Below are 18,228 nucleotides of genomic sequence, written 5' to 3' on the forward strand. Positions count from 1 at the left end.
GTGACTCGCCGTTCACTCGTGGCGTACCGTAGCGTCCGCGACGACGGGTGAGAAGAGGGATGGCGATGGCGGAACCTGCGGACGCGCCGGTGGTGCTGGCGGAGGTCGGGACGGTCGGAGACGCCGACCGCGTCGCCGATGCCACCGACGTCGCCGACGCGACCCGGCCCCGCCGTCGTCGGGACCCCGCCCGCAAGGACCGCATCCTCGCCGCGGCCGCGGAGCTGGTCGCGAAGCACGGCTACCACGCCGTCGGCATGGCGGACATCGGCGCGGCCGCCGGCATCGTCGGGTCCGGCATCTACCGGCACTTCGACTCCAAGGCCGCGCTGCTCTCCGCCCTGCTGGAGCAGCTCATGGACGAGATGCAGCGCACGGCGGCCGCCGTGGTGGCCGCGGCCGCGGACGACCGGGACGCGCTCGAGGGCCTCGTCGCGAACCACGTGCGCTTCGCGATCGAGGACCGCCGCCTGTTGCAGGTGTACTACCGCGAGGCCCACCACCTCCCCGAGGACGACCTCCGCCGGCTGCGCCGCGCCCAGCGGCACTACGTCGAGGAGTGGGTCATCGCCCTGGCGCCGCTGCGTCGGGAGCTCTCGGACGCGGAGCTGCGGGTCGTGGTCCACGCGGCCCTCGGCACGACGCAGGCCGTGCTGTTCCACCACAGCGGCCTGCCGGCCGACCGGCTCGCGGAGATGCTGGAGGGGATGGCGCGGAGCGTGCTGGACGTCGACGACTCGTCGTCACGCTGAGCGACCTCGACTCCGCGGACATGCTGGAGAACCGATTCCACCGGACTCGGTTCTCCGGCACGTCCCCGCAGAAGCCGTCACCGCCGCGACGACTCCAGACGCGGCCATGATGTGAATGACGGATAACTCGGGGCTTGCGCTCGAGCCGTCCGCCTGGGAATGCTGCACGTCACACCCGGCGTGCAGGGAGGCTCGCGTGGACCTGGGCACCACGACGTTCGACGTCACGACCCTCCGCGGCCGCCGCGCTGTCCACCGGTGGGAACGCACGTCGATCGGCGACGTCTTCGAGCGGCTGACCTGGAGCTACCCCGACCAGGTCGCGATCGCCGGCCGGCCGGGCGCCTACGCCGACGAGCGCTTCGCGTCGCTGACCTACCGGGAGGCCGACCGGACGGCGAACCGCGTGGCGAACGCCCTGATCGCGCGCGGTCTCGAGCCGGGCGCCCGGGTGCTGATGTTCTGCGAGAACTCGGTCGAGGCCTACGTCGCGAAGATCGGGATCGCGAAGGCCGGCCTGGTCGCGATGCCGCTCAACCCGAACCTCGCACCGGACGTCGTCGAGCACCTGATCGCCCACGCCGAGCCCGGGTTCGCGATCGTCGACGCCGAGACCCATCCGCGCGCCGCGACGGCGTTCGTGAACGCCGGCCTCGCCGTCGGGGTGACGATCGCGATCGGGGGCGAGCCGGTCGAGGGCAGCCTCTCCTTCACCGCGTTCGTCGACGCCGCGTCCGACGACGAGCCCGACGTCGAGATTCACGGCGACGACATCTGGGAGATGCTCTTCACCTCCGGGACGACCGCCATGCCCAAGGGCGTGATGATCTCCCACGCGGCGAGCCAGGCCGCCGCGCTGAACTTCGCCCTGTCGCTCACCCGCGGCACCGGTCTGGAGAACGAGGTCCGCGTCGGCACCTTCCTGCCGATGATCTACCACGTCGGCGAGCTGATCTTCGCGCTCGCGTCGTTCCACGCCGGCGGCACGCTGGTCCTGGGTCGCCGTCCGGTCCCGGCCGACGTCGCGGCGGCCGTCGCCGAGGAGCGGATCACCGCACTCTGGGCCGGGTCGCCGCAGTTCGTCACGGCGCTGACCAAGGAGTTCGAGGGTCTCGACGTCTCCTGCCTCGACGTCCTGGTCTACGGCTGGGGTGCGCTGCCGCCCGAGACCTACGACCGCCTCCAGCAGCAGGCCGGGGAGATCGTCGTCCTCGGGATCTTCGGCCAGACCGAGGCGATCGCGTGCCACCGGTTCTGGCCGCGCCGCTGGCCCGAGACCTACGCGGCCACGGCCCCCGTCGTGAACTACGTCGGTCTGCCGAGTCCGCTGCTCGCCTCGGACGTGTTCGACGACGACGGGGTCTCGCTGCGCGACCGTCCCGGGGTGCCCGGTGAGGTCGTCTACCGGACCCCGACCGTCACCGCCGGCTACTACCGGAACGAGGAGGCCACCCGGGAGGCGTTCCGCACCGGGTGGTTCCACTCCGGTGACAGCGCTGCCTACGACGACGACGGGCTGCGCGTCATGGTCGACCGCATCAAGGACATCGTGAAGTCCGGCGGGGAGAACGTGTCGAGCCTGCGCGTGGAGTCGGCGCTCTACGAGCACCCGGCGGTCGCCCGTGCGGCCGTGATCGGGCTGCCGCACGAGCGGTGGGGCGAGGCCGTGACGGCGGTGGTCGTGCCGTCGTCGGAGGTGGGCGCGGAGGAGTTGATCGCGCACTGCCGCGCCCGTCTCGGCGGCTACGAGACACCGAAGGCGATCGTGTTCGCGGACGCGCTGCCGGAGACGGTCGGCGGGAAGATCCTCAAGTACAAGCTGCGCGCGGCGCACGCCGACCTGTTCACGGTGACGACGTAGGGATGCGGATCGGGGTCAACGTCGGGCACTTCGCGGGCGCACCGCCGGCCTCGTTGGCGGCCCGTCTGCGCGAGATCGACGAGGCGGGCTTCGCGTCGGTGTGGTTCGCCGAGGCGTACGGCTCCGACGTGTTCACCCCGCTGGGGTTCGCGGCGGCGCTGACGTCGCGGGTGCGGCTCGGGACGGCGGTCGCGCAGGTGCCCGCACGCACCCCGGCGGCGACCGCGATGGCCGCCATGACGCTCGACCACCTGTCCGGCGGGCGGGTGGTCCTGGGCGTCGGCGCCTCCGGCCCGCAGGTGTCCGAGGGCTGGCACGGCGTCCCGTACGCCCGGCCGCTCGCCCGCACGCGGGAGTACGTGTCCGTCGTGCGGCAGGTCCTCGCGCGCGAGGCGCCGGTCCGCAACGACGGCGAGTACTTCCCGCTGCCCTCGCCCGGCTCCGAGCTGGGGAAACCGCTGCGCTCGTCGTTGCACCCGTACCGGCCGTCGCTGCCCGTGGTGCTGGGCGCGGAGGGTCCGAAGAACATCGCGCTGTCCGCCGAGATCGCGGACGGCTGGCTCGCGATGTTCGTCGCGCCGGCGTTCGACGACTTCTACCGGCAGGCCCTCGACGAGGGCTTCGCGCGGCGGGGTGGCCGACCGGAGGGCTTCGAGGTGGTCGCGACGGTGCCCGTGGTGCTCGACGACGACGTCGAGCGCGCCGCCGACCGCCTCCGTCCGGAACTCGCGCTCTACATGGGCGGGATGGGCGCGCGCGGGGCGAACTTCCACCACGACGTCTTCGTCCGCATGGGATACGAGTCCGTGGCCCGTCGGGTGCAGGAGCTCTACCTCGACCGGCGCAAGGACGAGGCCGCGGCGGCGATCCCGACGGAGCTCGTCGACGAGGTCGCGCTGATCGGGTCGGTCGACCGCGTGCGCCGGGGACTCGACCGGTGGGACTCCACCATCGTCGACGAGATCGCCGTCCAGGGCCTGCCCGACGACCTCGCCGCGGTCGCGCGGTTGCTGTAGGCGCCGCCCTCCCCGGAACGTCAGCACTGCGGCCATGCTGACACTGGACGTCACAAAGGCCGCAACGACGACGCTCAGGTGGGCAGCTGCGGCCGCGCGCCCGGCGCGTGGACCACGGTGATCAGGCCCTCGACCCCTCGGCGGAACGTGTCGTCGGTGTCGCCGGACGCGTCGATCGAGGCCGCGCTCATGGCCCCGTCGCGCAGCATCAGGAAGTGCCGGGCGGCCCGTTCCGGACGAGCCCCGGGTCCCTCGCCGCGGTAGACCTCGGCGAACAGGTCGCGGAGCGCGCCCACGAAACATGCCCGGTGGGCCACGACCTCCCGGTGCACCGGATCCGCCGGGTCGGGGAACTCGGCCGCCGCCCGCAGGAACGCGCAGCCGCGGAACTCCGACCGCGAGAGGTCGTCGGCGATCGAGGCTGCAACGGCGCGCAGGGCGTCGGCTGCCGTCGAGGCGGACTCCGTGGCCGTCCGCACCTGTGCCCGGACCTGCTCGTCGGCCGCCCGGAGGTAGGCGACGACCAGGTCCTCCTTCGACGGGAAGTGCCGGTAGAAGGTCGCCCGGGTCACCTGCGCCTCCGACACGAGGCGGTCGACGCCGACGGCGCGGATGCCCTCGCCGTAGAAGAGCCCGCTCGCCGTCGCGAGGAGGCGCTCACGGGCTTCGGATCGGGCCGGCACGGTGTCGACGCTAGCAGAAAGAACGATCGGTCTTGACCGAGTGTCCAGTGGTGGAGCATCGTGCTGGGAGGAAGAACGATCGTTCTACTTCGCTGGAGGAGCCTGCCATGTCCGTCACCACCCCGACCCGTCGCTCGTCGCCGGGTCGCGAGCAGGCATCGCTGCTCCTGGGGCGCATCGTCGTCGCGCTCGTGTGGGCGGCGGCCCTGCTCGCGACCGGCCCGGGCCTCGGGGTCGCCACCGCCGTCGTGCTGGTGCTCTACCCGGTCGCCGACCTCGTGCTCGTCGTCGTCGACGCGCTCCGGTCTCGTCGCGCCGGGCCGGTGAGTCGGGGGGCCGGGTTCGGTCTCGCGTTCAACGTCGTGGTCAGTGCGATCGCCGCCGTGGCCCTCGCTGTGGCCGCGTCCTCCGGGGTGTCGAGCGTGCTGACGGTGTGGGGGGTCTGGGCGGTGGTCGCCGGGCTGGGGCAGTTCGTCGTCGCGCTCGCCCGGCGTCGGACCCGGCGCGGACAGTGGCCACTGATCGCCAGCGGCGGGCTGTCGTGCCTGGTCGGCCTGGGGTTCGTCGTGATGTCGGCCGGGCCGGCGCCCGCGTTGACGCCGCTGGCCGGGTACGCGGCGGCGGGCGCGGTGTTCGCCCTCGTCGGGCTGCTGCGTCTGCGCGCGGCCTGAGGTTGTCGGACCCCTGGTGCATACTCTCGAACAGGAGTTCGAACGAGGAGCGTGCGATGTGCTGGAAGTGCCGGGAACCGGGGGTCACGAAGGCGGAGGCCGACGCGCGGATGTTCGCGATGATCGAGCGCTACGGCTGGGCGATCCAGTACGTGGGGGCCGACCGGGTGCATCCGCCGTGGGCGTACACCGTCGGCCTGGTGCAGGACGACCTGGCGGAGCTGGTGGTGACGGGGCTGTCGAGGGAGCGGGCGGCCGAGGTGCTCAACGACGTGGCGCACGAGGTCGCCTGGCACGACGGGGAGTGCCTCCCGGGGCAGCGGTTCCCGCTCGAGGACGGGACGACGATCGAGGTCGTCGAGCTCCCGCACCCCGACGCGCACCTGCGGGTCGTCACCGACCTCTTCCCCGACCTGCCGTTGCGGGCGCAGCAGCTGGTGTGGTGCGACGACCGCGGACGGTGGCCCTGGGATCGGCGGTTCCGGGGCCGCCGGGGCGGTCAGCCGGTGCTCGGCCCCCGCGCCGAGACCGGGGCGTAGACGAAGCCGTCGCGCTCGTAGGGCCGGCCGACCGTCACGTCGACGGGCTGGGCGAACCCCGGTGCGTCGGTGACGAACGTGTGGAACTCGCCGTGCTCGCCGCACGGGTCGACATCGGCGGGGAGATCACGGAGGAGGTCCTCGTCCCACACCCGACCCGCGATCCCGGCAGGCACCTGGGCGGGGTCGAGGCACACGACGACGGCCCGGACGCCCGCGTCGAGCATCTCCCGCGCCAGCTCGGCCGTCGGTCGCTGCCAGAGTGGGAAGCGTGGTTCCAGCCCGGTCCCGACGAGGCCCTGCTCGCGGTAGGCGCGGACGTCGGCGAGGAAAAGGTCGCCGTGGACGACCTCGTCGGCGCCCGCGGCCCGCAGCGCGGCGAAGGCGGCTCCGGTCTCCCGCTCGTAGACGTCGTTCGGGCAGGGCCACGGGAGGTCGACCGTGCGCAGCGGCAGGTCGAGCGCGGCGGCCTGGGCGTGCAGGAGCTCGACGGGCACGCGGCTCATGGCGACGACGCCATCGGTCACGGTCGTCAGCAGTCCGCCGATCTCGGCCTCGTCGCGCACGTCGTGCAGCGCGAAGGCGCTGTCCTTCCCGCACGACCAGCTGATCCAGGCCCGCGGGCTCACGCGCGGTACCGGTCGACCGCGTCCTCGTCCCACTCCACGCCGCTGCCGGGTTCGTCGGGCAGCACCACGGCGCCGTCGACTACGCGGGCGGGGGAGCGGAGGACCTCGGCCGCCATGTCCAGGTACTCGAGGAGGAAGGCACCCGGGGTGACCGTGAGCAGGGCGGCGCTGATCTCCGGCCAGAAGTGGCTGGAGACCGGGAGGCCCGCGGCGTGGGCCAGGGGTGCGGCGCGGAGCCAGCCGGTGACGCCGCCGATCCGCGCGACGTCCAGCATCGCGTGGTCGCTCGCGCCGGCCGCGATGCTCGCGTTCATCTCGTCGACCGCCCACCAGCTCTCGCCGAGCTGGATCGGCGTCGACACCGCGGAGCGGATGCGGGCATGACCGTGCGCGTCGTCGGCGCGGGTCGGCTCCTCGACCCACATCAGGTGCTCCCCGGCGAGGGCGTTCACGCGGCGGATCGCCTCGGGGACGGGCAGGCTCTGGTTGAAGTCGACCGCGATGTCGGCGTCCGGCCCGACGGCCTCGCGCAGTGCGGCGATGACCTCCCGGTCCCGGGCGAGCCCGGCCGACCCGACCTTGACCTTGTACGCGTCGAACCCGAGTTCGGCGAGCTTCCCGGCCTCCGCGCGGACCTCTTCGGGCGCCATGCGCCGCAGGCTGCCGTAGGCGCGGACCGGCCGCGGCTCGCCGCCGAGCAGCCGCACCAGCGGCAGCCTGGCCCGTCGGGCGAGGACGTCCCAGAGCGCCATGTCCAGCCCGGAGATCGCCATGGTCGCCAGGCCCTGCGGGCGAAGCAGCCGCAGCCGGGCGCGCAGGTCGGCCTCGACCGCCCGTGGTGCGTCCGCGGTCCCGGCGACGGCCGCGCCCAGCTCCTCGACCAGGCTCGTCAGCGCCGGCAGCACCATCGGCGTGTAGCAGAACAGGTACGCGTGCCCGACGACGCCGTCGGAGGCCGTGACGTCGATCAGCACCAGGGGCGCCGTCGGGACCTCGCCGCTCGCGGTCTGCAGGGGCGGGTCGAGGGGCGCCAGTACGGCTCGCGCGGACACGGATCGCACCGTCGTGGTCATCGCCGTCATCCTCCGCCTGCTCAACGTATAGCGGGCCGGGGGACTTGCCACAAGGCCCCGGCCCGCCCGCACACTTCCCGACCGTCCGGGTCCTCGGAGCGATGTGGAGTCCCGCGTGATCGATGTGCTCGTGGTCGGTGCCGGACCGACGGGAACGATGCTGGCCGCCGAACTCCGGCTGCACGGGGTGCGGGTCGTCGTGCTCGAGAAGCGCGGGACCGCGACGTGGCGTGCGGGCGGCCTGGGCCTGCACGTCCGCAGTGTGGAGGTGATGGACCAGCGGGGCCTGCTCGACCGGTTCGTGCAGGAGTCGACGCGCTTCAGCACGGGCGGTCCCTTGGCCGGGGTCGTGCTGCCGTGGCCGGAGGACCTCGACACCGCGCACCCCTACGGCCTGGCGCTGCGTCAGGAGAAGATCGAGCGCCTGCTCACCGACCACGCCCTCGAGCTCGGTGCCGAGATCCGGCGCGGCGTCGAGGTCACCGGTGTCGTGCAGGACGACGAGGCCGTGACCGTGACCCTCACCGACGGCTCCACCCTCTGCGCCCGGTACCTCGTCGGCGCCGACCCGGCCGCAGCGTCGTCCGCGCGGCGGTGGGCGTGGGCACCCGCGGCGAACCCTCGACCGCGGACACCTACCTCGCCGACGTCGAGCTCACCGAGGACCCGACGGAGACCGTCGCCGAGCTCCGCAGGACCCACCTGCGGTTCGGTATCGCGCCGTTCGAGGGCGGCGTCTCCCGGATCATCCTGCCCGCCGCCGACGTGTCCGACGGTCCGCAGCCGACCTTCGAGGAGTTCCGCGACCGGCTGCGCGAGTTCGCCGGCACCGACTTCGGCGCGCACTCACCGCGCGGTGTGTCCCGCTTCGGCAACGGTGACCGCCTCGCCGACGCCTACCGCACGGGCCGCGTGTTCCTCGCTGGCGACGCCGCGCACACGCACCCGCCCACCGGCGGGCAGGGCCTCAACCTCGGCGTCCAGGACGCACTCAATCTCGGCTGGAAGCTGGCCGCCGCGGTCGCCGGGTGGGCTCCCGCCGACCTCCTGGACACCTACGAGGCCGAGCGCCGCCCGGCCGCCGAGCGCGTCATCGCGAGCACACGCGCGATGGTGGCGCTCCTGCGCGACGACCCGCGGACCGGAGCACTGCGGACACTGCTGACCGAGATCGGGAAGCTCCCCGGGGTGAGTCGGCACCTCACCGAGCGGATCAGCGCGATCGGCGTCCGCTACGACTTCGGCTCCGACGACGAACGGGTCGGACGGCGCATGCCCGACGTCGGGCTGGAACGGGGCCGGCTCTACCCGCTCCTGCGCAGCGGTCGGGGGCTGCTGCTCGACCGCACCGGCGACCTCCCGGCCGTGGGGTGGGCCGACCGGGTCGACCACGTCGTGGACGACGCCGGCCTCGAGGCGCCGGGCCTGCTGCTGCGGCCCGACGGGCACGTCGCCTGGATCGGGAAGGACCCGGAGGAGCTGCGGGAGCAGCTGACCCGCTGGTTCGGGGCCGCGGGCGTCAGCCGCGACCGCGCGGCAGACAGCACTTCTTGTACTTGACCCGTGAACCGCACCAGCAGGGATCGTTGCGCCCGGGCGGCCACGGGAGGAGCGGTCCGGGCGGTACCGGGGTCCCGTCGTCGGCGAGGAACACCGCGAGCATGTCCGGCGTGCCGACCTCGATGACCGGGAGGTCGCTCGGATCGCTCGCCTGCATCCTGCGTTCGATCACCGCGCGGTGCTCGTCCCAGGTGGGCGGGGAGTCGTCCTCCTCGGGAGGGAGCGCCGCGAGGAGCTTCGCGTAGGCGGCCTCGGGCCAGAAACGGAAGTCGCTCACCTCGTCGTCGTCGACCTGCTCGGCGACACGATCGGTCTCGTCGAGCGGGAGGTCCATCTCGCGTCGGAGGTCGTAGCGCAGGACGAGCAGCCGATCGGCGATGTCGAAGGCGTCCTGCTCGACGTCGGAGTCGTCCTCGGCGCGATCGGCGACTCCGAGCGCGGTCGCCAGCGCCGCCGTCAGCCATTCCTCGGCCAGCTCGTGGCGGCCGTTCTCCACGAGCGGTGTGATGACGTAATGGTCGGCGAGCAGGTCCCGGCTGAGCTGTGGGCGGAGCGCCCGGAGCAGCGCCATGCCGTCGTCCTCGTGCCCGTACCGCAGGAGGAGGTCCGCGTGCTCGCCGCGGGAGTTGAAGTGGTCCCGCCGGCCCTCGGACACCTCGACGCCCCGTGCCGACAGCTCCAGGGCCCGCGCCTCGTCCTTGAGCTTCGCGGCTGCACTCGCCGCCAGCGTCAGCGCGTACGGGACGTCCTCCGGGTCCGCGATCCGGTCCTCGTCGACGGCCGCCACGAGCTCCGCGAGCATCTCCTGGGGGTCGGTCGGGAACGCCAGGTCGCCGTACGCGTCGAGGTCGTCGCTGGTCAGGGTGCGCGCCACGACCAGCACCGTACGGCCGGGGCGTGGCGCCCTGCGCGGAGGCCGGTCGACCGCCCGGATCCTGTGGCGGCGGGCAGCCGTCGCGTGCTCGGGCTCAGGACCACGCCGCCGAACCGCTTCCACCGGAATCGGATCTGCGGCACCGTGCCGGACCCCGGGTCGCGCTCGGTGAATGCGACGACTCCGCCGGCACGCCGCTCACCGTCCGCCGAGCACCTCGGCCACGTGCTCCAGCCAGCCGCTCCAGGTCGTCGTCCGGGCAAGGTCCCGACTCCGAGGTCCGGCGCCGCGACCTGACCAAGATCACCGCAACGAAGAGGATCCGGGCGCTCACCGTCCAGATCCTCGTTGTCCTGGTGATCTTGGTCGGGAGCAGGTGGTGGTGCCCGCCTCACGTCGGTCGGCACAGCAACAGATGTAGCGGATCTGCGCGCTCAGCGTCCGAATCCGCTACATCTTCACGCCGCGGACCGGCTCGGACGGTCACCGATGAGCTCCGGACAACGGTCGCAGGATTCGCCGCGATTCAATGATCGGCGCGCCGCCGCACGCTGGCCTCCAGCCGCGAGGCCACGAACTCCAACCACGCCGCATCGGTCCAACCGTCGGCCCAGTACGCATAGGCGACCTGGGCCTCGGTCATCCGCTGTCGGAGGGCCTCGTCCGATTCGGACACCGCGAGGGACCGAGCTTCCGCGGCCGCTCGGCGGACGTACTCGACCTCCTCGTCCTGCCCGAAACCGTCGATCGTGCCCTCCGGGGTCCCGTCGTACTCGAGGTCGAAGTCCTGGTGGAAGTAGGCGAGGAGGAGCGTCTCGAGATGTGGCCATCGAGCCAGGGCGGTCACGCTGCCGTCTCCTATCGCTGGGGGTACGAGGTCAGGACGTAGAAGCCGTCGGGTTGCGTCGCGTCCCTGCGCAGGACGAGACGTGTTCGGTGCACTTCGACCGCGTCGGTCGGCGCCGTCGCCGAGCGATCGATGCTGATGCCCACCGCTTGCCGGTGCTCGAAGTCCACGACCCGGCTCCTCGCCGACGTGTTCGCCAGCCAGTCGTCGATGGCTCCTCTGTTGCCCTCGAGATTCTCCGACACACTGCGCTCGGCGATGGCCCGGTCGAAGAAGCTCGAGGCCGAAGGTATCGGTCGCGGGGCGTTCCGGACCCGGTCGAACAGCGCCTGCTCGTCCGTGCCGATGTGCACCTTGTGGGGCGCGAGGGTGTGCCCGCCGGCGTCCTCGTGGTGCTGCAGTCCGCCGCTCGGAGCGAGTGGAGTCTGGTTCTCCCCGCGGAGCCGCCGCAGCTTCTCGAGCTTCGTCAGCCCCTTCGTGCCGATGACGCCGGCGAGGACGGTCGGTGTCCGCCCGATCGCCTCGTCCAGGCCACCGGTCCCGTAGGACTCGCCGACCGGCGCGACCGTCCCCTCCACGACCGCCCGGCCCGCGCCGACCGGGTCCGCGACGGTCGCCGTCGCCGTGTCCCACGTGCTCGCCCACGCCGGCCCGAAGCCGTCGGAGAACGGGTTGAGCAGGGTGGCGAGGCCGGAGACCGAGTCGACGACCTCGCCCGACACGTCGCCCGCGGCCTTCACGAGCCCGTCCCCGAGCGTGCCGTCCCGGCCCACGACCGGACCGAGCTCCGGCACCGGAACCAAGCCCGCCAGCACCGTCGCCGCCTCCGCCAGAGCACGCGCCGCGACCTCGTTCGCCTCGAGGGCTCGGTCCTGCGCACTCTGCATCGCGTTCGCGCCGTCGGTGAGCGTCTGGACCGCGGAGTCCCGCGCCGCATCAGCCGCCGCAGCCGCACCGGAACCCGTCGCGAGTTGCGCCGCCTCGCCGTCTTGCGCCATCTGCTCGCCGAGCGCGAAGTCCCGCTGTGCATCGCGCAGCGCCTCCGCATACACCGCGAGGGGTGGCGCCGACCGCGCGACCGCATCGACCGCCCGCTCCAGCTCGAGCGCGTGCCGTTCGATCAGCTCCAGCGCGGCCGGCGCAGCGCGCCCGCTCCACTCGGCGGTCACCGCCCGACCGCGCGCCGCCAGTCCTTCGCGGGCGAACTGCAGCGCACGAGCCGCCGTCGTCAACTCGGTCGAGGCAGCGAGCACGGCCTCCGGGTCTCCGAGCACCGCCATCAGAACCCCGGCACGGCGGCACCCGAGATGCTCCGCGACGCCGCGGCGTCGGAGGTCTCGTAGTCGGTCGAGGCAGCGTCCAGAGCAGCGGCCGTCTCCTCGATGCTGCGCCGGGCCGCGTCGATCGCCTTATCGAGCTGCGACGCCAACTCGTTCGCCGCTCCGGCGAGCGGACCCACGCCCGACGACTGCGCCGCGGACTGCGCCGCCGCGCTCGCCCGGCCCCCGGCTGCATCGAGTCCGCCTGCGTCCCCACGCAGTCCGGCGGCACCGGCGCGGAGCTGCTCGGGGCGGACGTCGAAACCGTCGGGCACGTCCAGAGCGTGGCCGACGGCCGCCCGCGTCAGGTGACGTTCGGTGAAACCCACCGCCGGTACGCGGCCAGGTCCACGTTGCTCCCGCACACGACCGTCACGACGTGCCGCCCCGCGAACCGCTCTCGATCCTCGAGCACCGCGGCGATCCCCAACGCGCCCGACGGTTCGACGACGAGTCCGGCCTGCTCGAGCAGCATCCGCATCGCCGTTTCGATCGACGACTCCCGCACGAGCAAGCAGTCATCGGCCACCAGCAGGAGGTCGTCCAGGACCGGTTCGAGCGGGAGCCGTCCCGCGACCCCGTCGGCGATCGTGTCCGTCGAGTCGGTGGTCACGACCCGCCGCCCGCGGTAGGAGAGCGTCATCGCGGGCGCGCCCGCCGGCTGGACGCACACCATCTCGACGTCGGGCGCGGACTCCTTCAGGACGTGCCCGATCCCGGTCGCCATCGCCCCGCCACCGAGGGCGATCAGGGCGACGTCGAACGGACGGTCCGCCAGTTCCAGCCCGATCGTCGCGGCGCCCTCGCAGGTCTCGAGGTCCAGACTGTCCTCGACCAGTCGCACGTCCCGCTCCCGCGCGTCGGCGACCGCGTGCTCCCGGGCGAGGTCGAAGTCGCCGTCCACCAGTTCCAGACGGGCCCCGAGCGCCCGGATGCGCTCGAGCTTGACCGCGGGCGCAGATCGCGACGCCCACACCGTGACCGCCAGCCCACGCGACCTTCCCGACCACGCCAGCGCCTGCCCGAGGTTGCCGGCACTCGCGCACACGGCGGCCGTGCCACCGTTCGCGACGATCCCGCTCGCGACCAGCTCCGTCCCGCGCCCCTTGAAGCTCCGCACCGGATTCGCCGTCTCGAGCTTGATGCTCACCGCGCATCCGAGGTGCGGCTCCAGCGCCTCGCAGCGGAAGAGCGGTGAGTCGAGGAAGACCGGGTCGATCACCTCGCGTGCGGCCCGGATGCGGGCGCTGTCGAGTCGCGTGGCCGGCACTCGTCGCACGGTAGCCACAGCTTCCTGAACTGCGAACACCATTCCCGACGACGGGTCCACCCCGCGTGACCGTTCTGTTACCTCGCGTGGCACTCTGCCGGGACTCAGCGGGATCTTCTCCTGCTGCTCCTGGGGGGAGCACGACATGGCCCGATGGACACGTCTCGGCCCATTCGCCGTCGCCGTGGTCGCGAGCGCGCTGTTGGTCGCCGGCCCTGCATTCGCAGCGCCGGTGCCGCCCGCTGACCCGACGTGCTCGGCCGACCCGAGTGTCCCGTCAGGTACCACGGGTGGCGAGAACCAGGAAGGCACCACCGGCTCCGGGTCTGGCGCCGCGCCGTGTGAGCAGCCGGGCGAGGATTCGGGGACCGGCGGCAACACGGACGATCCTGCGACCGAGAAGCCGCAGACTCCCGGCACTGATGGAGCACCTGGAGCCGCTCCGGGAGCGCAGACCCAGTCGGGGCCGTCTGCCGGAAACCGCCGCCTGCCCGGCCAGGGCCAGCAGTCTCCCGCCGCCACGAAGAAGCAGCAGCGCACGGGCGACCAGAACTGCCCCGACTTCGCCAATCAGCGCGAGGCGCAGCAGTACTTCGAGTCCATCGGTGGGTCGGCGACGAACAACGCCGACCGCCTCGACGCCAACCACAACGGCATCGCCTGCGAGGACTACTTCGACGACGGCGACAACCAGAACGCCGCTGTGACGAGCACCGGTGACGACGGGTCCGAGGCGAAGACCTCGGGCGACCAGGTCACCGAGGTGCCCGAGGGCTCGGCCCAGACCGGGGGGTTCTGAGATGCGCCAGCGCACCGCCGTCGCCGTCGTCGTGGCGGCCCTGCTCGCCCTGTTCGCGACCGCCTGCGGTTCCGGGGACACCAGCGGCGCTGCCGCGTCGCTCGCGACGGGCCAGCAGAGCACGGCCGGCGTCGTCCCGGGGTATCAGGTGACGATCCCGAAGCTGAACGAGTCGTCGCAGCTCGTCGGGCTCGGGCTCAACGCCGACCGGTCGATTCAGGTCCCACCGTTGTCCGACCCGATGCAGGCCGGCGTCTACACGAAGGGCCCGATGCCGGGGCAGAACGGGCCGGCCGTCGTGCTCGCGCACATCAATGCGGACGGAAAGCCTGGGTTCGGCGCCGACTTCCACACCCTCGCGGCGGGCGACAAGATCAACGTCACGACGCCGAGCGGCCCGGTGACCTTCGCGGTGACGCGCACCGTGACGACGCCGAAGTCCGAGTTCCCGACGGCCGACGTCTACTCCGACACCCCTGGCCCGGAGCTCCGCCTCATCACCTGCGGGGGCACCCTCGACCGCGAGGCGCACAACTACCTCGGCCAGACGATCGTCTACGCGACGAAGGCCTGACGCTCGGCGTGTCCGCGTCATCGTGACGCGGACACGCCGACCTGTGTCCTGCAGATCGCAGGTGCGTGCCCCGCGCACACGGCCGGTCCGCCGGAGGAGCGCGCCGCGAACAACCCTGTCCGAAGGACACGGTTGCGACGATGCGGTCGAGGCCCGACCGCCGTCGTCGGGACGCATTTCGCCCGGAGCGAACCGGGGCCCCAACGCACCACCATCTGCTTACGGTGGCAGTGATGGAAGCGGGCCCGATCGACCTCACCGGAATCTCACGGTTGGCCCAGCCGTCCCCCGAGGCATCCGCGCCGGAGCTGCCGGACATGGTCGTCGACAAGGCTCTGACCTCGACGAATCCGTCCGCGACAGTCGAGGTTGTGGCGCCGGTCCGGGGGTATCCTCCGACTACGACGTTGTGTAGTAGGAGGTGTTCGTCGTGGCCGATGTATCCCGTCTCCCGGCCGCACTCGTGTCCCACTGGGATTGGCAGCGACAAGCCGCCTGCCGGGACATGGAGCTCGAGATCTTCTTCCATCCCGACGGCGAGCGGGACCCGTCCCGTTCGCAACGGGTCGCCCGTGCCCGGGCGATCTGCGATGCCTGCCCGGTCGAGAAGGCCTGCCGGGACTGGGCGCACATGGTCGAGGAGCAGTACGGCACGTGGGGCGGCGAGAGCGAGGACGAACGACGCCTCGCGATCCGCCGCCGTCGCACGGCACGCCGTGGCATCACGCACCCCGCCGCCTGATCCATCGTCGATGAACGGAGCTCAGCGATGACCGACAACGCCACCGAGACCCCGATGGCCCTCGTCCCCGAACTCACCAGCGTCCCCGCCGCCGAGGCGCACGACCGCGCCCTCGACGCCGGCCTCCTCGCCGTCGCCGAGAACGCCTTCCACACCGCGGCCGGTCGCGCCTTCATCGGCCGGCAGGAGCCCGAGCCGGGCACCGAGGTGCAGAAGGGCTCGATCGTCCGCATCTGGATCGGCGAGGACAACGGCGGTCGTTGATCACACCCGCCGTCGGGAAGGTCCTTCCTGACGGCGGGTCGGCCCTAGGCTCCCGGCCGTGCCGACGGCGGACGAGCTGTTCGAGGCCGCCGTGGCGGCCGACCTCCGGGGGCGACCGGAGGAAGCCCGGGAGAAGCTCGACGAGGTTCTGACCCGCCGTCGGGACGAACTCGGCCCGGACCACCCCGACACGCTGGCGGCCGCCCACCGCCTCGCCGGGCTGGTCGCCGACCTCGGCGACCCGCACGCGGCGCTCGACATGGACCGGGACACCCTGGCGCGTCAGCGCGAGGTGCTCGGGGTCGACCACCCGCAGACGCTGGAGACCGCGAGCAACGTCGCAGCGACCTTGGCCCAGCTCGGCGACCTGCGAGAGGTCGTGGGCGTGCTCGACGACGTGCTGACCCGCCGTCGACGCGTGCTCGGCCCGGACGCGCAGCCCACCCTCGACGCCGCGCGGAGCCTCGTCTCGGTCGCGTTCGCACTCGGCGAGGAATCGATGGTCGCGGCCCTCGCACACGACACCCTCGACCGCCACCGCCGCACCCTCGGCGACGACGACCCCCGCACGATCGACGCCGCACACCAGGTCGGAGCGGTGCTGCGGGCGGGCGGGGACGTCGTGAACGCGCGATCCGTCGACGCCGAGGTGTTCTCGCGGGCGATGCGGGTGCTGGGGGAGCAGCACCCGTGGACGATCCGCTCGGGCGGCGCACTCGCGGTCGACGCCGAGCTGCTCGGCGACACGGCCACGGCGGCGCAGTGGCGGCAGTGGCTGGGGCGACGTCAGGGCTGACCGGGCACCCTTCGCGCATGCCCGAGACCGTGCACCTCCAGCAGGAACAGCAGACGATGCTGTGGACGCTCGCCATGCACGCCCACGACGCCGCGTCCTCCCGGCCGATCCTCGACGACCGCTTCGCCGCCGATCTGCTCGCCCGCGTCGACGACCCACTCGACCTCGGCGTGAGCCTGGGCGGCAACACCCCGCTGATCTGCGCCCGCGCGAAGCTGATCGACGACGCGGCGCGACTCTTCCTGGCGCAGCACGACGAGGCCGTCGTCCTGCACCTGGGCTGTGGTCTCGACAGCCGGGTGCTCCGGCTGGACCCCGGACCCGGCGTGCGGTGGTTCGACGTCGACCAGGAGCCGGTGATCGGCCTCCGGCGGCGGCTCTACGACGAGCGCGAGGGTGCGACGACGGTCGCGGCGTCGGTGACCGACCCGTCGTGGTGGTCGCAGGTCCCCGACGACCTCCCGCGCCTCGTCCTCGCCGAGGGCCTCCTCATGTACCTCGACCCGGAGGGCGTGCGCACCGCCGTCGGTCGCGCACTCACTCCCGGGGCCACGCTGGTCGCCGACACCGTCGCGCCGTGGGTCACCTGGATCGCCGGCTTGCAGCTCGCGATGCGTGCGGCGGACACGGGCTTCATGAGTTCCACGAACGACCTCACCGCGGCGGCGCAGGAAGCGACGCCGGACGACGAGGTGTCCCTCGTCGACGCCACGGCGACCCGCACGAGCGGGCTGATGTCGACGGCGGTCCGGCTGTTCGCGCTGGTCCCGGGCGGTCGGGACGCGATGGTCCTACGAACGTACCGAAGGGCTTGACGGTCGTACTTGTTTTTTGCAAGTCTTCTCCTCGTCCACGCAGCACGACGAGGGAGACCCCGATGAAGGCGATGTTCGTCAACCTGCCGGTGACCGACCTGGACCGCGCGAAGGCGTTCTACGAGGCCCTCGGTTTCCGCATCAACCCGCAGTTCACCGACCACAACGCGGCCTGTGTCGTCGTCGACGACGACCACGCCTACTTCATGCTGATCACGCGGGACTACTTCGCGACCTTCACGAAGCTGCCGATCGGCGACCCGACGCAGGCGCTGTCCAGCTCGACCGCGATCTTCCTCGACAGCCGCGAGCAGGTCGACGCGACGGTCGAGGCCGGGGTCGCCGCCGGGGGGACCGAGCCGCAGCCCGCGTCCGACTACGGCTTCATGTACCAGCGCGGGTGCACCGACCCCGACGGCAACGTCATCGACTTCGGCTGGATGGACCCGAAGGCCGGCGAGCAGCAGGCCTGATGGCGCCGCGCGAGTACGGGCAGTACGACGGCGTCACCCGCGCCCTCGAGCTGATCGGCGAGCGCTGGGCCCTGCTCATCGTGCGTGACCTGCTCGTCGGTCCCCGCCGCAACGGCGAGCTCGCCGCCGGTCTGCCGCGTATCCCGACGAACATCCTCGCGGCCCGCCTCAAGGAACTGCAGGCCGCGGGGATCATCCGGAGGGCGCCGCGTTCGCGGATCATCATCTACGAGCTGACGCCGTTCGGTCGTGAGCTCGAGCCGATCGTCCTCGCGCTCGGGGCGTGGGGGTTCAAGGCGCTGGGCGATCCGCGGGAGGAGCAGGTCATCACCCCGGACTCCATGACGATGGCTCTCCGCTCCGCCTTCCAGGCACGGGTGGCGGCGGACCTGCCCGCCACCGCCTATGCGGCTCGGGTCGGGTCGGCCGAGCTGCTGATCCGGGTGGACGGGTCCTCGCTCGACGTGGCCCGCGGCGACGGCCCCGCCGACCTCGCTTTCGCTGCGGGCCCGGACATCCGTCGGCTCCTCTCCGGCGAGCTCGCCCCGGACCGGGCGATCGCGACCGGCGTCGTCGAGGTGCTGCGGGGGAGCGGCGACCTGCTCGGTCGCTTCGCGGAGACGTTCCACCTCGCGGCCTGAGCACCCGCCGTCGTGAACGACCGGCACTCT

21 protein-coding genes and 1 pseudogene are annotated in these 18,228 nt (G+C 72.6%); 14 read left to right on the forward strand and 8 right to left on the reverse strand.

The window, feature by feature from the left end; all coding sequences use genetic code 11:
- Window positions 1-65 precede the first annotated feature (65 nt).
- The 3 genes from QRT03_RS29615 to QRT03_RS29625 all read left to right on the forward strand — a co-directional run bounded on the left by QRT03_RS29615 (window position 66) and on the right by QRT03_RS29625 (window position 3,629).
- A complete protein-coding gene (locus QRT03_RS29615) occupies window positions 66-752 on the forward strand; it encodes a TetR/AcrR family transcriptional regulator (protein WP_286056765.1) in 687 nt (228 codons plus the stop codon).
- 196 nt (window positions 753-948) lie between these two features.
- Window positions 949-2,613 (forward strand): AMP-binding protein, encoded by a 1,665-nt coding sequence (locus QRT03_RS29620; protein ID WP_286056766.1) that lies wholly within the window; start codon window positions 949-951, stop codon window positions 2,611-2,613.
- Between the two features lie 2 nt (window positions 2,614-2,615).
- The gene (locus tag QRT03_RS29625; protein WP_286056767.1) at window positions 2,616-3,629 is read left to right on the forward strand and encodes an LLM class F420-dependent oxidoreductase; all 1,014 of its coding nucleotides are present in this window, start codon (window positions 2,616-2,618) and stop codon (window positions 3,627-3,629) included.
- A 74-nt stretch (window positions 3,630-3,703) separates the two neighbouring features.
- On the opposite strand, the gene QRT03_RS29630 is transcribed toward QRT03_RS29625, so the two are convergent.
- Complete coding sequence (locus QRT03_RS29630; protein WP_286056768.1) at window positions 3,704-4,312, reverse strand: TetR/AcrR family transcriptional regulator; 609 nt, start codon at window positions 4,310-4,312, stop codon at window positions 3,704-3,706.
- Between the two features lie 107 nt (window positions 4,313-4,419).
- Here QRT03_RS29630 and QRT03_RS29635 point away from each other — a divergent pair, with 107 nt between their 5' ends.
- Both QRT03_RS29635 and QRT03_RS29640 read left to right on the forward strand, forming a co-directional pair.
- Complete coding sequence (locus QRT03_RS29635) at window positions 4,420-4,983, forward strand: DUF308 domain-containing protein (protein WP_286056769.1); 564 nt, start codon at window positions 4,420-4,422, stop codon at window positions 4,981-4,983.
- Window positions 4,984-5,039: 56 nt separating this feature from the next.
- Window positions 5,040-5,522 (forward strand): DUF4262 domain-containing protein, encoded by a 483-nt coding sequence (locus tag QRT03_RS29640; RefSeq protein ID WP_286056770.1) that lies wholly within the window; start codon window positions 5,040-5,042, stop codon window positions 5,520-5,522.
- On the opposite strand, the gene QRT03_RS29645 is transcribed toward QRT03_RS29640, so the two are convergent.
- Both QRT03_RS29645 and QRT03_RS29650 read right to left on the reverse strand, forming a co-directional pair.
- Window positions 5,483-6,151 (reverse strand): Dph6-related ATP pyrophosphatase, encoded by a 669-nt coding sequence (locus tag QRT03_RS29645; RefSeq protein ID WP_286056771.1) that lies wholly within the window; start codon window positions 6,149-6,151, stop codon window positions 5,483-5,485. The genes QRT03_RS29640 and QRT03_RS29645 overlap by 40 nt on opposite strands.
- A complete protein-coding gene (locus QRT03_RS29650) occupies window positions 6,148-7,203 on the reverse strand; it encodes an enolase C-terminal domain-like protein (protein WP_286056772.1) in 1,056 nt (351 codons plus the stop codon). The genes QRT03_RS29645 and QRT03_RS29650 overlap by 4 nt, the downstream gene beginning before the upstream one ends.
- A gap of 136 nt (window positions 7,204-7,339) precedes the next feature.
- Here QRT03_RS29650 and QRT03_RS29655 point away from each other — a divergent pair.
- Window positions 7,340-8,784, forward strand: a pseudogene (locus QRT03_RS29655) (FAD-dependent oxidoreductase).
- Here the strand turns inward: QRT03_RS29655 and QRT03_RS29660 are convergent.
- The 5 genes from QRT03_RS29660 to QRT03_RS29680 all read right to left on the reverse strand — a co-directional run bounded on the left by QRT03_RS29660 (window position 8,744) and on the right by QRT03_RS29680 (window position 13,094).
- A complete protein-coding gene (locus tag QRT03_RS29660; protein WP_286056773.1) occupies window positions 8,744-9,658 on the reverse strand; it encodes an SEC-C domain-containing protein in 915 nt (304 codons plus the stop codon). The pseudogene QRT03_RS29655 and the gene QRT03_RS29660 sit on opposite strands and share 41 nt — an antisense overlap.
- Window positions 9,659-10,184: 526 nt before the next feature.
- Window positions 10,185-10,505 (reverse strand): contact-dependent growth inhibition system immunity protein, encoded by a 321-nt coding sequence (locus tag QRT03_RS29665; protein ID WP_286056774.1) that lies wholly within the window; start codon window positions 10,503-10,505, stop codon window positions 10,185-10,187.
- Between the two features lie 11 nt (window positions 10,506-10,516).
- Window positions 10,517-11,785 (reverse strand): RNase A-like domain-containing protein, encoded by a 1,269-nt coding sequence (locus QRT03_RS29670; protein ID WP_286056775.1) that lies wholly within the window; start codon window positions 11,783-11,785, stop codon window positions 10,517-10,519.
- Window positions 11,785-12,099: a type VII secretion target gene (locus tag QRT03_RS29675; protein ID WP_286056776.1), complete on the reverse strand. Its 315-nt coding sequence runs from the start codon at window positions 12,097-12,099 to the stop codon at window positions 11,785-11,787. Before QRT03_RS29675 ends, QRT03_RS29670 begins: the two co-directional genes overlap by 1 nt.
- A 29-nt stretch (window positions 12,100-12,128) precedes the next feature.
- Window positions 12,129-13,094 carry a threonine ammonia-lyase gene (locus tag QRT03_RS29680; RefSeq protein WP_286056777.1) on the reverse strand — a complete coding sequence of 322 codons (966 nt, stop codon included), beginning with the start codon at window positions 13,092-13,094 and terminating at the stop codon, window positions 12,129-12,131.
- A 184-nt stretch (window positions 13,095-13,278) separates the two neighbouring features.
- Between QRT03_RS29680 and QRT03_RS29685 the strand changes: the two genes are divergently transcribed.
- The 8 genes from QRT03_RS29685 (at window position 13,279) to QRT03_RS29720 (ending at window position 18,198) form a co-directional block, all read left to right on the forward strand.
- Window positions 13,279-13,893: an excalibur calcium-binding domain-containing protein gene (locus tag QRT03_RS29685; RefSeq protein ID WP_286056778.1), complete on the forward strand. Its 615-nt coding sequence runs from the start codon at window positions 13,279-13,281 to the stop codon at window positions 13,891-13,893.
- Window position 13,894: 1 nt separating this feature from the next.
- Window positions 13,895-14,467 (forward strand): sortase domain-containing protein, encoded by a 573-nt coding sequence (locus QRT03_RS29690; RefSeq protein WP_286056779.1) that lies wholly within the window; start codon window positions 13,895-13,897, stop codon window positions 14,465-14,467.
- 463 nt (window positions 14,468-14,930) lie between these two features.
- Window positions 14,931-15,209 carry a WhiB family transcriptional regulator gene (locus QRT03_RS29695; RefSeq protein ID WP_345783309.1) on the forward strand — a complete coding sequence of 93 codons (279 nt, stop codon included), beginning with the start codon at window positions 14,931-14,933 and terminating at the stop codon, window positions 15,207-15,209.
- A gap of 27 nt (window positions 15,210-15,236) precedes the next feature.
- Entirely contained in the window at window positions 15,237-15,473 is a 237-nt protein-coding gene (locus tag QRT03_RS29700) for a PASTA domain-containing protein (RefSeq protein ID WP_286056781.1), read from the forward strand.
- 58 nt (window positions 15,474-15,531) lie between these two features.
- Window positions 15,532-16,269 (forward strand): tetratricopeptide repeat-containing protein, encoded by a 738-nt coding sequence (locus QRT03_RS29705; RefSeq protein WP_286056782.1) that lies wholly within the window; start codon window positions 15,532-15,534, stop codon window positions 16,267-16,269.
- A gap of 17 nt (window positions 16,270-16,286) precedes the next feature.
- Window positions 16,287-17,084: a class I SAM-dependent methyltransferase gene (locus tag QRT03_RS29710; protein WP_286056783.1), complete on the forward strand. Its 798-nt coding sequence runs from the start codon at window positions 16,287-16,289 to the stop codon at window positions 17,082-17,084.
- A gap of 62 nt (window positions 17,085-17,146) precedes the next feature.
- Entirely contained in the window at window positions 17,147-17,557 is a 411-nt protein-coding gene (locus QRT03_RS29715; protein ID WP_286056784.1) for a VOC family protein, read from the forward strand.
- On the forward strand, window positions 17,557-18,198 hold the full coding sequence (locus QRT03_RS29720; RefSeq protein WP_286056785.1) for a winged helix-turn-helix transcriptional regulator: 642 nt from the start codon (window positions 17,557-17,559) through the stop codon (window positions 18,196-18,198). The genes QRT03_RS29715 and QRT03_RS29720 overlap by 1 nt, the downstream gene beginning before the upstream one ends.
- The last annotated feature ends 30 nt before the right edge of the window (window positions 18,199-18,228 follow it).

It is taken from the genome of Actinomycetospora termitidis, from assembly GCF_030286555.1.
In the GTDB taxonomy this organism is placed as follows: Bacteria; Actinomycetota; Actinomycetes; order Mycobacteriales; family Pseudonocardiaceae; genus Actinomycetospora; species Actinomycetospora termitidis.

Coding starts and splice junctions, on each gene's coding strand:
- QRT03_RS29615 (WP_286056765.1), top strand. CDS start 66: ATGGCGGAACCTGCGGACGCGCCGGTGGTGCTGGCGGAGGTCGGGACG.
- QRT03_RS29670 (WP_286056775.1), bottom strand. CDS start 11,785: ATGGCGGTGCTCGGAGACCCGGAGGCCGTGCTCGCTGCCTCGACCGAG.
- QRT03_RS29720 (WP_286056785.1), top strand. CDS start 17,557: ATGGCGCCGCGCGAGTACGGGCAGTACGACGGCGTCACCCGCGCCCTC.
- QRT03_RS29635 (WP_286056769.1), top strand. CDS start 4,420: ATGTCCGTCACCACCCCGACCCGTCGCTCGTCGCCGGGTCGCGAGCAG.
- QRT03_RS29710 (WP_286056783.1), top strand. CDS start 16,287: ATGCCCGAGACCGTGCACCTCCAGCAGGAACAGCAGACGATGCTGTGG.
- QRT03_RS29690 (WP_286056779.1), top strand. CDS start 13,895: ATGCGCCAGCGCACCGCCGTCGCCGTCGTCGTGGCGGCCCTGCTCGCC.
- QRT03_RS29715 (WP_286056784.1), top strand. CDS start 17,147: ATGAAGGCGATGTTCGTCAACCTGCCGGTGACCGACCTGGACCGCGCG.
- QRT03_RS29700 (WP_286056781.1), top strand. CDS start 15,237: ATGACCGACAACGCCACCGAGACCCCGATGGCCCTCGTCCCCGAACTC.
- QRT03_RS29625 (WP_286056767.1), top strand. CDS start 2,616: ATGCGGATCGGGGTCAACGTCGGGCACTTCGCGGGCGCACCGCCGGCC.
- QRT03_RS29640 (WP_286056770.1), top strand. CDS start 5,040: ATGTGCTGGAAGTGCCGGGAACCGGGGGTCACGAAGGCGGAGGCCGAC.